This window comes from Streptomyces sp. NPDC005262, from assembly GCF_042872425.1.
In the GTDB taxonomy this organism is placed as follows: Bacteria; Actinomycetota; Actinomycetes; order Streptomycetales; family Streptomycetaceae; genus Streptomyces.
The window spans coordinates 814,632-828,214 of the sequence record NZ_JBIAKK010000002.1 but is presented as its reverse complement, the minus strand read 5'-3'; the positions used below and the strand labels follow the sequence as shown (position 1 = coordinate 828,214).

The following is a 13,583-nucleotide window of genomic DNA, read 5'->3' as shown; positions in this document are numbered from 1 at the left end:
GCGCGCCATGTCGATCGACGTCAACAACGAGTCCGGAACCGAGGTCGACGAGCAGGCGATCCTCGACATCGCCCGCTACGCGCTCGCGCGGATGCGGATCCACCCGCTCTCCGAACTCTCGGTGATCGTGGTGGACACCGACGCCATGGAGCAGCTCCACATCCAGTGGATGGACCTGCCGGGTCCGACGGATGTCATGTCCTTCCCGATGGACGAACTGCGTCCGCCGGCCAAGGACGACGAGGAGCCCCCGCAGGGCCTCCTCGGTGACATCGTGCTCTGCCCCGAGGTGGCGAAGAAGCAGGGTGAGGACGCGGAGACCCAGCACTCCATGGACGAGGAGCTCCAGCTCCTCACCGTCCACGGAGTGCTGCATCTCCTCGGGTACGACCATGAGGAGCCGGACGAGAAGGCCGAGATGTTCGGTCTCCAGGCGGCGATCGTCGACGGCTGGCGCGCCGAGCACGGCCTGACCGGTCCGTCACCCGCCCCGACCGTGTCGTGAGCGTCCCCCTCATCACCGGCGCCGTCCTGCTGATCGTCGTCGGCTGGCTGGCGGCCTGCGCCGAGGCGGGCATCGCCCGGACGTCGAGTTTCCGGGCCGCCGAGGCGGTCCGGTCCGGGCGGCGCGGCAGCGACAAGCTGGAACAGGTCGCGGCGGACCCGACCCGTTATCTCAACGTCGCCCTGCTGGTGCGGGTCGCCTGCGAGATGGCGGCGGGGGTGCTCGTCACGTACGCCTGCCTCCAGGAGTTCACGGAGACCTGGGAGGCGCTGGCCGTCGCCATGGGCGTGATGGTCCTCGTCTCGTACGTCGCCATCGGGGTCTCGCCACGGACCATCGGCCGGCAGCACCCGCTGAACACGGCGACGGCGGCGGCGTACGTGCTGCTGCCGCTGGCCAGGATCATGGGCCCGATCCCGCAGTTGCTGATCCTGCTCGGCAACGCGCTCACACCCGGCAAGGGGTTCCGCAAGGGCCCGTTCGCGAGCGAGGCCGAGCTGCGGGCGATGGTCGACCTCGCCGAGCAGGAGTCGCTGATCGAGGACGATGAGCGGCGCATGGTGCACTCCGTCTTCGAGCTCGGTGACACGCTCGTACGCGAGGTGATGGTGCCGCGGACGGACCTGGTCTGCATCGAGCGGTACAAGACGATCCGGCAGGCGCTGACCCTGGCCCTGCGCTCAGGGTTCTCGCGGATCCCGGTCACCGGGGAGAACGAGGACGACATCGTCGGGGTCGTCTACCTCAAGGACCTCGTCCGCAAGACGCACATCAACCGGGAGTCGGAGGCCGATCTGGTCTCCACGGCGATGCGGCCGGCCGCGTTCGTGCCGGACACGAAGAACGCCGGGGATCTGCTGCGTGAGATGCAGCAGGAGCGCAGCCATGTCGCCGTCGTCATCGACGAGTACGGCGGTACGGCGGGGATCGTCACGATCGAGGACATCCTGGAGGAGATCGTCGGCGAGATCACCGACGAGTACGACCGCGAACTGCCACCCGTCCAGGCGCTGGAGAACGACTGCTTCCGGGTGACCGCCCGGCTCGACATCGGCGACCTCGGAGACCTGTTCGACCTCGACGAGTACGACGACGAGGACGTGGAAACGGTGGGCGGGCTGCTCGCGAAGGCGCTGGGCCGGGTGCCGATCGCCGGGGCGTCGGCGGTCGTCGACCTGCCCGACGGGCGTCGGCTGCGGCTGACGGCGGAGTCTCCGGCGGGGCGCCGGAACAAGATTGTCACGGTGCTGGTGGAGCCGGTTGGGCCGGAGGAGGCGAAGGCGGAATGACTCCGCAGGAGCTGAGGGCGTTCTGCCTGGAGTTCAACGCGAGTGTCGAGGAGTTTCCGTTCGGACCGGAGGCCTCGGTGTTCAAGGTGCTCGGCAAGATGTTCGCTCTCAGCGCGCTGGACGGGCGGCCGCTGACGATCAATCTGAAGTGCGATCCGGATGACGCGGTGCGGTTGCGGGAGGAGTACGCGGCGATCGTGCCGGGCTGGCACATGAACAAGCGGCACTGGAACACGGTGACCGTGTCCGGGGTGCCGGGCCGGCTGCTGCGGGAGCTGATCGAGGACTCGTACGACTTGGTGGTGGCGGGGCTGCCGCGGGCGGAACGGTTGCGGCTGGACCGGGCGTAGTTCTCTGCGGGGGCGGAGCGGGGACCAGGCCACCCGCTTCGTATGCTCGGCACATGACTGAGAGCACCGACCTCGGCCCCGAGGACCGCAAGATCGTCACCCTGGCGCGCAGCACCCGCGCCCGCAACGGTGTGCCGGAGGGCGCGGCCGTACGGGACGAGACCGGGCGTACCTATGTCGCGGGGACCGTGCAGCTGGAGTCGCTGAGGCTCAGTGCGCTGCAGACCGCCGTCGCGATGGCGGTGGCCAGCGGCGCGACCTCCCTGGAGGCGGCCGCGATCGTCTCCGAGGCCGAGGCCCCGTCGGACGCGGACCGTGCGGCTGTACGGGACCTGGGCGGGCCGGCGACCCCGGTGCTGCTGGCCGGGCCGGACGGTGTGGTCCGGCTCAGCGTGACGGCCGGCTGACGCCGGGCCGACACACCGCCGAGCGCACCCGGCCGCGGGTGCCAGTCGCCGGAATGAGCCGGGCCGTCGTCCCGTACCGGGCTCGTCGGAGCCGCGCCGGTACGGCCTGGGACGACGCCCGGGAAGCCATGCGGCGGCCCGCTGTGCGGCAGGGCCGTCCGGATCGGGGACAATGGGCGCCATGAGCGCTCGACCTAACCCAGAAGCTGCTGCGCAGCAGGCTGAGAACAACGCCCCCCACCGGGCCGGCTTCGCCTGCTTCGTGGGCCGCCCCAACGCGGGCAAGTCCACCCTCACGAACGCTCTGGTGGGCCAGAAGGTGGCGATCACCTCCAACCGGCCCCAGACCACCCGGCACACGGTGCGCGGCATCGTGCACCGCGAGGATGCGCAGCTGATCCTGGTCGACACCCCCGGCCTCCACAAGCCGCGCACCCTGCTGGGCGAACGGCTCAACGACGTCGTACGCACCACCTGGGCCGAGGTCGACGTCATCGGCTTCTGCCTGCCCGCCGACCAGAAGCTCGGCCCCGGCGACAAGTTCATCGTCAAGGAACTCGCGGGCATCAAGAAGACCCCGAAGATCGCGATCATCACCAAGACCGACCTGGTCGACTCCAAGCAGCTCGCCGAACAGCTGCTCGCCGTCTCCCGCCTCGGCGAGGAGCTCGGCTTCGAGTGGGCCGAGATCATCCCGGTCTCCGCCGTGAAGGACAGCCAGGTCGACCTGCTCGCCGACCTGATCGCCCCGCTGCTCCCCGAGAGCCCGCCGCTGTACCCGGAGGGCGACCTCACCGACGAGCCCGAGATGGTCATGGTCGCGGAGCTGATCCGGGAGGCCGCGCTCGAAGGCGTACGCGACGAGCTGCCGCACTCCATCGCGGTCGTCGTCGAGGAGATGCTGCCGCGCGAGGACCGTCCCGCGGACCGGCCGCTGCTCGACATCCACGCGAACGTCTACATCGAGCGGCCCAGCCAGAAGGGCATCATCATCGGCCCGAAGGGCAAGCGGCTGAAGGAGGTCGGCATGAAGTCGCGCAAGCACATCGAGGCGCTGCTCGGCACGCCGGTCTTCCTGGACCTGCATGTGAAGGTCGCCAAGGACTGGCAGCGCGATCCCAAGCAGCTGCGCAAGCTCGGATTCTGAGGCGGGTCAGCTGCGCACCGGTCTCACGCGCCCTCCTTGAGGACGCGTGAGACCAGTGCGCGCTGCGCTTCGGTCAGATGCGGATCCGCGCAGTGGACGGTGCGGTCGCCGACCGTGATCCGGTACTGGAAGCCGTCCGGCACCCCGGGCGGCGGGGTACCCCGGCCGTCCGCGAGCGCGGATTCGGCCAGGGCCTCCCAGTCGGCGGCGTCGGCCAGGCCCGAGGTGTCGACCTCGCGGTGGCGTGCGATGCCGGCGAAACCGCCGGTGCGGTGTACCTCGATGCGCACGGCCCGACTCCTCTCGGCTTGTTCCCGGGCCTCTGCCCCGGACACCGCTCCCCAATCCCCCATGGCCGCACAGGCATGGGGGATTCCGAGGGGCTCGCCCCCGGGGCTACGCGGACGGCACGCCGACCTCCGACCAGGCCTTCCGTACCGCCTCCAGCTCGTCGCCCTCGCCGTAGCGGTCCTTCGCCGCCTCGACCGTCAGGCGGGCGAAGTCCGAGAAGTCCGCGTCCCCGGCCAGTCCGTCGCCCGTGAGCACGTCGAACCAGAGCCGGCCCGCCCGCTCCCACGCCTTGCCGCCGAGCGCCGTGGCCAGCAGGTAGAAGGCGCGGTTCGGGATGCCGGAGTTCAGATGTACACCGCCGTTGTCCTCGGTGGTGTGGATGTAGTCCTCCATCGACGAGGGCTGCGGGTCCTTGCCGAGCACATCGTCGTCGTACGCCGTTCCCGGTGCCTTCATCGAGCGCAGCGCCTTCCCCTGGACCCGGGGGGCCAGCAGCCCGGCGCCGATCAGCCAGTCGGCCTGGTCCGCTGTCTGGCCCAGCGAGTACTGCTTGACCAGGGAGCCGAAGACGTCGGACATGGACTCGTTGAGCGCGCCCGACTGGCCGAAATAGCTCAGGTTGGCCGTGTACTGGGTGAGGCCGTGCGTCAGTTCGTGACCGATCACGTCGATGGCCACGGTGAAGTCGAGGAAGATCTCGCCGTCCCCGTCGCCGAAGACCATCTGCTCGCCGTCGAAGAACGCGTTGTTGTACTGCTCGTCGTAGTGCACGGAGCCGATCAGCGGCAGCCCGTTGCCGTCGATCGAACGGCGACCGTACGCCGTGAAAAGAAGTTCGAAGGTGGCGCCGAGCCCCGCGTACGCGCGGTTGACGCTCGCGTCCTGCGTCGGCTGCTCCCCCTCGGAGCGGACCTTGAAGCCCGGCAGCTGCGTGCCGTGCCGGCAGTCGTACAGGACGCGCTCGGGCTTGTCGGACTCCGTCCCCGTCGCCACGGTGGGCACGGAGGGGACGAGGGTGGTCATCTGGCGGCGGGTGCGCCGGGCGGCGTCGCCCTCCAGGGTGCGGCGGGCCGGACCGGAGAGACCGGGGTCGTCGGCCTGTGACAGCTTGTCGAGAACATGGGGCGGCACGATCGTGCAGAAGACGGGGTGGAACCCGTGCTGAGGTCGAGGCTGCATGGGTCCGACTGTGGCACCGCGTCACCTCCCTGTCACTGATTGCGATCAGGATTGACGAAATGGAGTGACTGATCACTCTTTACCCGTTACCGGCACCTGGTCCCGCATACTGATACGGACCGACGTGCCAGGCATCCCTCGGTTAGTCTCGTTGCATCATGCGTTACGGGCTGCTTCTTCTTAGCTGCCGCGGCGAGGGCCTGTAGTCGTAGGCCGACCCCCTCCCCGCGGAGTCTGGTGCTGCAGCGACACAGTCGGCCGTCCCATTGCTGGACCCCGAGGAGCCGTACGCCATGACCGCCGTGAATCCCGCCCGGAACTCTGCCGAGAACTCCGTAGGCCGCCCCACGCCGATCACCAACGCCACCGCGCTGCAGAAGCCGTCCGGGATGCCGATTCACAAGTACGGCCGGTACGAGGCCGTCGCAATCCCCGACCGCACCTGGCCCGACAACCGGATCACCGTGGCGCCCCGCTGGCTGTCCACCGATCTGCGTGACGGAAACCAGGCGCTGATCGACCCGATGTCGCCGGCCCGCAAGCGCGAGATGTTCGACCTGCTCGTGCGCATGGGCTACAAGGAGATCGAGGTCGGTTTCCCGTCCTCCGGCGATACCGACTTCGCGTTCGTCCGCTCCATCATCGAAGAGGGCGCGATCCCCGAGGACGTGACGATCTCCGTCCTCACCCAGGCTCGCGAGGAGCTGATCGAGCGGACCGTCGAGTCGCTGCGCGGCGCCCGCCGGGCCACCGTGCACCTGTACAACGCCACCGCCCCCACCTTCCGCCGCGTGGTCTTCCGCGGCTCGAAGGAGGAGGTCAAGCAGATCGCGGTGGACGGCACCCGACTGGTCATGGAGTACGCGGAGAAGATCCTCGGCGACGAGACGATCTTCGGCTACCAGTACAGCCCGGAGATCTTCACCGACACCGAGCTCGACTTCGCCCTGGAGGTCTGCGAGGCCGTCTGTGACGTCTGGCAGCCCGAGGAGGGCCGCGAGATCATCCTCAACCTGCCCGCCACCGTGGAGCGTTCGACGCCGTCCACGCACGCGGACCGGTTCGAGTGGATGTCGCGCAACCTGTCGCGTCGCGAGCACGTCTGCCTGTCGGTCCACCCGCACAACGACCGTGGCACCGCCGTCGCCGCCGCGGAACTGGCCATCATGGCCGGCGCGGACCGGATCGAGGGCTGCCTGTTCGGCCAGGGCGAGCGCACCGGCAACGTCGACCTGGTGACGCTGGGCATGAACCTGTTCTCGCAGGGCGTCGACCCGCAGATCGACTTCTCGCAGATCGACGAGATCCGTCGCACCAGCGAGTACTGCAACCAGATGGAGGTCCACCCGCGCCACCCCTACGCGGGCGACCTGGTCTACACCGCCTTCTCCGGCTCCCACCAGGACGCCATCAAGAAGGGCTTCGACGCCATGGAGGCCGACGCGGCCGCCCAGGGCAAGACCGTCGACGAGATCGAGTGGGCGGTGCCGTACCTGCCGATCGACCCGAAGGACGTCGGCCGCTCGTACGAGGCCGTCATCCGGGTCAACTCGCAGTCCGGCAAGGGCGGAATCGCCTACGTCCTGAAGAACGACCACAAGCTGGACCTGCCGCGGCGGATGCAGATCGAGTTCTCCCGGATCATTCAGGCCAAGACCGATGCCGAGGGCGGCGAGGTCACGCCGACGCAGATCTGGTCCACGTTCCAGGACGAGTACCTGCCCAACCCGGAGAACGCCTGGGGCCGCGTGCAGATCCGTTCCGGTCAGACGACGACCGGTTCCGACGGCCGGGACACGATCACCGTCGACGCGACCGTGGACGGCACGGACACCGTGCTGACCGGTTCCGGCAACGGCCCGATCTCCGCGTTCTTCGAGGCGCTGCAGGCCATCGGCATCGACGCCCGTCTGCTGGACTACACCGAGCACACGATGAGCGAGGGTGCGAGCGCCCAGGCCGCCTCGTACATCGAGTGCGCGATCGACGGAAAGGTCCTGTGGGGCATCGGCATCGACGCCAACACCACCCGGGCCTCGCTGAAGGCGGTCGTCTCCGCGGTCAACCGCGCGACCCGCTGACCCGGCGCCCGAAAGGGCGCACAGGCGCATGATCGTCGAACCCCGTCCACCCGGCTCCCGGGGGCGGGGTTCGGCCATCTCCCGAGGGTTGTGACGATCGAGGTGCTGACGCCACATCGTGACTGTGGTTAACATCACGTCGACACGGCAATGTTGCCGGAGCGTTACGGAGGTGTGCGACGTGCGGTCAGCCCTGGGACAACGCGCCATGAAGCTGCGTATCTGCGGCATCCGCACCATCTGGGACGCCGTCGCCGACGGCGAGTTCTTCTGCCCCGGCTGCGGCGGCGACCGCAACTACCGCCGCCTCACCGGCCGTCGGCGCTTCACCGTGCTCGGCGTGCCGCTGCTGCGCCGCGGGACCGTGGGCCCCGTCGTCGAATGCGCCGCCTGCCGCACGCACTTCGACACCGAAGCGCTCGACCACCCCACCACCACCCGGTTCTCCGCGATGCTCCGGGACGCCGTCCACACCGTCGCCCTCGGCGTCCTCGCCGCCGGTGGCGCCACCTCGCGCACGGTCCTGGAGACCGCGGTGGCCACCGTGCGCAGCGCCGGGTTCGACGACTGCACGGAGGAGCAACTCTCCACCGTAGTCGAGGTGCTCGCCGCCGACATCGGCCACGGCTCCGCCTTCGACGCCGCGGCCGAGGCGTGCGGCGCCGCCCTCGCCATCGAGCTCCACGAGGCGCTGGAACCTCTCGCCCCGCATCTGGCGCCGGCCGGACGTGAATCGATCCTGCTGCAGGGTGCCAGGATCGCGCTCGCCGACGGCCCGTACAGCCAGGCCGAGCGTGAGGTGCTGACCACGGTCGGTGCGGCGCTGCAGCTCTGCGCGGACGACACCGCCCGGCTGCTCGCCGCGGCGGCGCGCACCCCGTCCTAGCGTCTGTTCCCTGATCCCCCGGGGGCGCACCGCCCGACCGGACGCGCCGCAGGCTCCCGGCGTGCACTCCCGCGGGCGTGTTCGTGCTCCCCGCGCCCCGCAGCAGCCGCGAAGCCGGCCCCCGGCGGCCGGGAGCCGGGACAGGTGCCCCGGAACGGCAGCTCGGGGCGGCGCAGCACGCGGTATCGGCCGGCGGAAGCCGAACCGTACGGTCTTCGGGGGCGGGCCCGCTCCGGTGCGCGCGTACAGGACAATGGACGCATGAGCTTGTTCCGGGACGACGGCGTGGTGCTGCGCACGCAGAAACTGGGCGAGGCCGACCGGATCATCACGATCCTGACCCGCGGCCACGGCCGGGTGCGGGCCGTCGCCCGCGGTGTGCGGCGCACGAAGTCGAAGTTCGGCGCCCGCCTCGAACCGTTCTCCCATGTGGACGTGCAGTTCTTCGCGCGCGGCAGCGAACTGATCGGCCGCGGTCTGCCGCTCTGCACACAGAGCGAGACGATCGCGCCGTACGGGGGCGGCATCGTCACCGACTACGCCCGGTACACCGCGGGCACCGCGATGCTGGAGACCGCCGAGCGCTTCACCGACCACGAGGGCGAGCCCGCGGTCCAGCAGTATCTGCTGCTCGTCGGCGGGCTGCGCACCCTCGCCCAGGGGGCACACGCGCCGAACCTGATCCTCGACGCCTTTCTGCTGCGTTCCCTTGCCGTCAACGGCTACGCACCCAGCTTCGAGGACTGCGCGAAGTGCGGAATGCCCGGACCGAACCGATTCTTCTCCGTCGCGGCGGGCGGTGCCATATGCGGCGACTGCCGGGTGCCCGGCAGCGTCGTACCCTCAGCAGAGGCCGTCGCCCTGCTGAGCGCGCTGCTCACCGGTGACTGGGAGACGGCCGACGCGTGCGAGGCGCGGCATGTCAGGGAGGGGAGCGGGCTGGTGTCCGCCTATCTGCACTGGCATCTGGAGCGCGGACTGCGCTCGCTGCGTTACGTAGAGAAGTAACCGACACCGGCACAGCAGGCACAGGGAGACGAGACAGCTCATGGCAGTACGCGGGATCCTCGGTGGCCGTAACAGGCGCGTATACAAGACCCCCGAGCCGCACCCCTCCGGGGCCACACCCCCGAAGATCCCCGGCGAGCTGGTGCCCAAGCACGTCGCCGTCGTGATGGACGGCAACGGCCGCTGGGCCAAGGAACGGGGCCTCCCGCGCACCGAGGGCCACAAGGTCGGCGAGGGCGTCGTCATGGACGTCCTCAAGGGCTGCATCGAGATGGGCGTCAAGAACCTCTCGCTGTACGCCTTCTCCACCGAGAACTGGAAGCGTTCGCCGGAAGAAGTGAAGTTCCTGATGAACTTCAACCGCGACGTCATCCGCCGCCGGCGTGACGAGATGGACGAACTGGGCATCCGCATCCGCTGGGTGGGCCGGATGCCGAAGCTGTGGAAGTCCGTCGTCCAGGAGCTCCAGGTCGCTCAGGAGCAGACGAAGGACAACGACAAGATGACGCTGTACTTCTGCGTCAACTACGGCGGCCGGGCCGAGATCGCCGACGCCGCGCAGCGCATCGCCGAGGACGTCGCAGCCGGAAAGCTGGACCCGGCCAAGGTCAACGAGAAGACCTTCGCGAAGTACATCTACTACCCGGACATGCCGGACGTGGACCTGTTCGTGCGCCCCAGCGGTGAACAGCGCACCTCCAACTACCTGATCTGGCAGAGCGCGTACGCCGAGATGGTCTTCCAGGACGTGCTGTGGCCGGACTTCGACCGCCGTGACCTGTGGCGGGCCTGCCTGGAGTACGCCCAGCGCGACCGGCGCTTCGGCGGCGCGGTGGAAGCGGCGGAGAAGGCGGAACCGACGGCCTGAGCCTGCCGTTCCGATCACGGCTCTTCACACCTCGGGAAGGGCCGTGCGCGAGGAACGGGGGACCGTGCACGGTGCGGCCGAGCTGAGACACCGCCCGGTACTGCGGGACTCTTCGGCGGCCGTGCCCGCAACCGGGTCGGTGCGGCGGGTCGGCGGCAGCGGATTCGGGGGGTGGCCACGACGGGTTGTGCCGTCGTGGCCACCGCACTGTCCTCGGTGAGCGGCACGACGTGCCGGTGCCGTGGTGGCGCTGCTGTTCTGCGGCCCCGTGCGGCTCCTGAGCCGGTGGCTGGGGTCCGGGGGCCGAGCCCCCGGAAGCGGTCACCCCGCCGTCGGGCACTCCGCGCACTCCGCGCACGTACCGAAGACCTCCACCGTGTGCGCCACGTTCACGAACCCGTGCTGCGAGGCGATCGTCGCCGCCCACTGCTCCACCGCCGGCCCCTCGACCTCGACGGCCTTGCCGCAGACCCGGCACACCAGATGGTGGTGGTGCTCCCCGGTCGAGCACCGCCGGTAGACGGACTCGCCGTCGGTGGTGCGCAGGACGTCCACCTCGCCCGCGTCGGCGAGGGACTGCAGGGTGCGGTAGACCGTGGTCAGCCCGACCGAGTCACCGCGGTGCTTGAGTACGTCGTGCAGTTCCTGGGCGCTGCGGAACTCGTCCACTCCGTCGAGCGCCGCCGCCACCGCGGCGCGCTGCCGGGTCGACCGGCCGCGTACCGGGGATGCGTTCGTCCCACTGATCGGCGCCGTCGCCACAGGTGCCTCCTCGTGTCGCCCGTACATCTGTCGGGCCATTGTGCCAGTCCGCCCGCGTGCCGGGGTCAAACCCGGACGTCGTCCGAGGCCGGTCGGGAAGCCCGTACGTCCGGAGCCTTCCCTTCCAGGGTGCACTGCGCCGTGGCCGTTTCGCTGCGGCGGGCGCGCCGTGCGGCGAGCGGTGCGGCGAGCAGGGCCAGGGCGACGAAGACGCCGATGGCCAGCAGCACGATCGTCGCGCCGGGCGGCACGTCCTGGTAGTACGAGGTCACGGTGCCCGCCAGGGTCACCGCCGTACCGATGACGCCGGACAGCACGAACGTCACCTTGAAGGACTTCGAGATCTGCTGCGCGGCGGCGACCGGCACCACCATCAATGCGCTGACCAGCAGCAGACCGACGACCCGCATCGCGACGGTGACGGTCACCGCCGCGGTGACCGCGATCAGCAGGTTCAGTGCACGCACCGGCAGCCCGGTGACCCGCGCGAACTCCTCGTCCTGGCTGACCGCGAACAGCTGGCGACGCAGCCCCAGCGTCACCAGCAGCACGAAGGCGGCCAGCAGACAGATCGCGGTGATGTCCTCGGACGAGACCGTGGACAGCGAGCCGAAGAGGTACGAGGTGAGGTTGGCGTTGGAGCCGGTGTCGGAGAGGTTGATCAGCAGCACACCGCCCGCCATGCCTCCGTAGAACAGCATGGCCAGCGCGATGTCGCCGCGGGTGCGCCCGTACCAGCGGACCAGCTCCATGACGACCGAGCCGACGACGGCGACGGCCGTGGCCATCCAGACGGGGCTGGTGGAGAGCAGGAAGCCGAGCCCGACACCGGTCATCGCGATATGGCCGATTCCGTCGCCCATCAGGGCCTGGCGGCGCTGGACGAGGTAGATGCCGACGGCGGGAGCGATGACGCCGACGAGTACGGCGGCGAGCAGGGCCCGCTGCATGAAGGGGGGCTGGAGGAATTCCGTCATCAGGTCAGCAGTCCCGTCCGGGCGGGCTCGGAAGCCGCGTGGGGGTGTACGTGGTCGTGGCCGGGCAGCGCGTGCTGGCCCAGGGCCTTCGGGGGCGGCCCGTCGTGCATCACACAGCCGTCGCGCAGCACGATCGCGCGGTCGATGAGGGGCTCCAGCGGGCCCAGCTCGTGCAGCACGAGCAGCACGGTGGTGCCGGTGGCGACCTGCTCGCGCAGCGTCTCGGCGAGGATCTCCTGGCTGGCCAGGTCGACGCCCGCCATCGGCTCGTCCATGATCAGCAGCTCGGGTTCGGCGGCGAGCGCGCGGGCGATGAGCACGCGCTGGTGCTGCCCACCGGAGAGGGCGCTCACCGAGTCCTTGGCCCGGTCGCCGAGGCCGACGAGTTCGATGGCCCGGTCGACGGCGTCCCGGTCCGCCTTGCGCAGCGGTCCCAGCTTCGTACGGGACAGCCGCCCGGCGGAGACGACCTCTCGGATCGTGGCAGGAACGCCGCTCGCCGCTGTGGTGCGCTGCGGCACGTAGCCGATCCGCGCCCAGTGACGGAAGCGGCGCAGAGGGGTACCGAACAACTCCACCGAGCCGCTGGTGAGCGGGACCTGGCCGATGACGGACCGGACGGCGGTCGACTTGCCGGAGCCGTTGGCTCCGAGCAGCGCGGCGACCTCCCCGCGGCGCACGATGAGGTCGATGCCGCGCAGTACAGGGCGCGCGCCGAGCGTGGCCGTGGCTCCGCGCAGGGTGATCACGGGGTCGGGCTTGGTGCTCCGGGGCTCGGGCATGAGCGTCTCCGATACTGCTGTGGCGGGTGTTGCGTGGGTCACTTCGCGCCGAGCGCCTTCTGGAGCGCGGCGAGATTGGACTGCATGACCTCGATGTAGTTATCGCCCTTGGACTTGGCGGTGATTCCCTCGAGGGGGTCGAGGACGTCGGTCTTCAGGCCGGTGTCCGAGGCGACGGTCTTCGCGGTCTTGTCGCTGGCGAGCGTCTCGAAGAAGACGGTGGTGGCCTTGCTCTTCTCCGCGATGGTGTGGATGTCCTTGATCCGGGCGGGGCTCGGCTCGGCCTCGGGGTCGATGCCGGCGATGCCCTCCTGGACGAGCCCGTAGCGCTCGGCGAGGTACCCGAAGGCGGAGTGGGTGGTGATGAACGTCCTGGTGGTGGTGGTCCGCAGGCCTGCCTTGTACGACGCGTTCAGCGCGTCGAGCTTTTTGACCAGGGCGTCCGTGTTGGTGCGATAGTCCGCGGCGTGGTTCGGGTCGGCCTTCTCCAGGGACTTTCCGACCCCCTTGGCGACCTCGGCGTACTTCACCGGGTCCAGCCAGATGTGCGGGTCGGCCCCGGCCCCCTCGCCCTCGTGCGCATGGCCGTGCTCGTCGCCGCCGGTCTCCGTGCCGTGGTCCTCCAGCGTGGTGAGCTTCGCGGCGTCCACCGAGTTCCTGACTCCGGACTGCGCGATCGCGTCGTCGACGGCGGGCTGGATACCCTTGAGATACAGGATGTAGTCGGCGTCTCCGAGCCCGCCGATCTGGCGCGGGCTGAGTTCCAGGTCGTGCGGCTCGACGCCCGGCTTGGTCAGCGTGGTGACCGAGACATGGGTCCCGCCGATCTCCTCGGCCAGGAACTGCATGGGATAGAACGAGGCCACCACTTCCAGCTCGTCGCCGTTCTTGCTCTCGGCGGCGTTGGAGGCGGAGCAGGCGGAGAGCGCAGCGAGGCCGAGGGCGACGGCCCCGGCGACAGCGGCGGTGGGTATGAGGCGGCGTACGTTCATGACACTCATTTTCAACAAAAGTGGAAACGATTGTCAACAAGCACGGTGAGAGGCTCTGC

15 protein-coding genes are annotated in these 13,583 nt (G+C 69.8%); 9 read left to right on the top strand and 6 right to left on the bottom strand.

Annotated elements, in window-relative coordinates:
- Positions 1-7 precede the first annotated feature (7 nt).
- From ybeY to era, 5 genes are all read left to right on the top strand, one after another.
- Positions 8-505, top strand: coding sequence for an rRNA maturation RNase YbeY (gene ybeY, locus ACFYP5_RS08970; protein ID WP_030921061.1), 498 nt, complete (start codon positions 8-10; stop codon positions 503-505).
- Positions 502-1,794, top strand: coding sequence for a hemolysin family protein (locus ACFYP5_RS08965; RefSeq protein ID WP_389032447.1), 1,293 nt, complete (start codon positions 502-504; stop codon positions 1,792-1,794). The genes ybeY and ACFYP5_RS08965 overlap by 4 nt, the downstream gene beginning before the upstream one ends.
- Positions 1,791-2,144: an MmcQ/YjbR family DNA-binding protein gene (locus ACFYP5_RS08960; RefSeq protein WP_389032444.1), complete on the top strand. Its 354-nt coding sequence runs from the start codon at positions 1,791-1,793 to the stop codon at positions 2,142-2,144. Before ACFYP5_RS08965 ends, ACFYP5_RS08960 begins: the two co-directional genes overlap by 4 nt.
- Before the next feature lie 53 nt (positions 2,145-2,197).
- The gene (locus tag ACFYP5_RS08955; RefSeq protein ID WP_389032441.1) at positions 2,198-2,551 is read left to right on the top strand and encodes a cytidine deaminase; all 354 of its coding nucleotides are present in this window, start codon (positions 2,198-2,200) and stop codon (positions 2,549-2,551) included.
- A gap of 172 nt (positions 2,552-2,723) precedes the next feature.
- Positions 2,724-3,698: a GTPase Era gene (era, locus tag ACFYP5_RS08950; RefSeq protein ID WP_326603658.1), complete on the top strand. Its 975-nt coding sequence runs from the start codon at positions 2,724-2,726 to the stop codon at positions 3,696-3,698.
- A gap of 23 nt (positions 3,699-3,721) precedes the next feature.
- On the opposite strand, the gene ACFYP5_RS08945 is transcribed toward era, so the two are convergent.
- Positions 3,722-3,988 carry a protealysin inhibitor emfourin gene (locus ACFYP5_RS08945; RefSeq protein ID WP_389032438.1) on the bottom strand — a complete coding sequence of 89 codons (267 nt, stop codon included), beginning with the start codon at positions 3,986-3,988 and terminating at the stop codon, positions 3,722-3,724.
- Positions 3,989-4,094: 106 nt separating this feature from the next.
- Positions 4,095-5,168, bottom strand: coding sequence for a M4 family metallopeptidase (locus tag ACFYP5_RS08940; protein WP_389032436.1), 1,074 nt, complete (start codon positions 5,166-5,168; stop codon positions 4,095-4,097).
- Between the two features lie 293 nt (positions 5,169-5,461).
- Between ACFYP5_RS08940 and leuA the strand changes: the two genes are divergently transcribed.
- The 4 genes from leuA (at position 5,462) to ACFYP5_RS08920 (ending at position 10,011) form a co-directional block, all read left to right on the top strand.
- Complete coding sequence (gene leuA, locus ACFYP5_RS08935) at positions 5,462-7,249, top strand: 2-isopropylmalate synthase (RefSeq protein ID WP_389032433.1); 1,788 nt, start codon at positions 5,462-5,464, stop codon at positions 7,247-7,249.
- A gap of 208 nt (positions 7,250-7,457) precedes the next feature.
- Entirely contained in the window at positions 7,458-8,135 is a 678-nt protein-coding gene (locus ACFYP5_RS08930; RefSeq protein WP_389032431.1) for a TerB family tellurite resistance protein, read from the top strand.
- 261 nt (positions 8,136-8,396) lie between these two features.
- The gene (gene recO / locus ACFYP5_RS08925; RefSeq protein WP_389032428.1) at positions 8,397-9,143 is read left to right on the top strand and encodes a DNA repair protein RecO; all 747 of its coding nucleotides are present in this window, start codon (positions 8,397-8,399) and stop codon (positions 9,141-9,143) included.
- Positions 9,144-9,183: 40 nt separating this feature from the next.
- On the top strand, positions 9,184-10,011 hold the full coding sequence (locus tag ACFYP5_RS08920) for an isoprenyl transferase (protein WP_389032426.1): 828 nt from the start codon (positions 9,184-9,186) through the stop codon (positions 10,009-10,011).
- 321 nt (positions 10,012-10,332) lie between these two features.
- Here the strand turns inward: ACFYP5_RS08920 and ACFYP5_RS08915 are convergent, their stop codons facing one another.
- The 4 genes from ACFYP5_RS08915 to ACFYP5_RS08900 all read right to left on the bottom strand — a co-directional run bounded on the left by ACFYP5_RS08915 (position 10,333) and on the right by ACFYP5_RS08900 (position 13,524).
- Entirely contained in the window at positions 10,333-10,773 is a 441-nt protein-coding gene (locus ACFYP5_RS08915; RefSeq protein ID WP_389032424.1) for a Fur family transcriptional regulator, read from the bottom strand.
- Positions 10,774-10,838: 65 nt separating this feature from the next.
- Positions 10,839-11,753, bottom strand: coding sequence for a metal ABC transporter permease (locus ACFYP5_RS08910; RefSeq protein WP_389032995.1), 915 nt, complete (start codon positions 11,751-11,753; stop codon positions 10,839-10,841).
- Entirely contained in the window at positions 11,750-12,532 is a 783-nt protein-coding gene (locus tag ACFYP5_RS08905) for a metal ABC transporter ATP-binding protein (protein WP_389032421.1), read from the bottom strand. Before ACFYP5_RS08905 ends, ACFYP5_RS08910 begins: the two co-directional genes overlap by 4 nt.
- A 38-nt stretch (positions 12,533-12,570) precedes the next feature.
- Positions 12,571-13,524, bottom strand: coding sequence for a metal ABC transporter substrate-binding protein (locus ACFYP5_RS08900; RefSeq protein ID WP_389032418.1), 954 nt, complete (start codon positions 13,522-13,524; stop codon positions 12,571-12,573).
- Between the last annotated feature and the right edge of the window lie 59 nt (positions 13,525-13,583).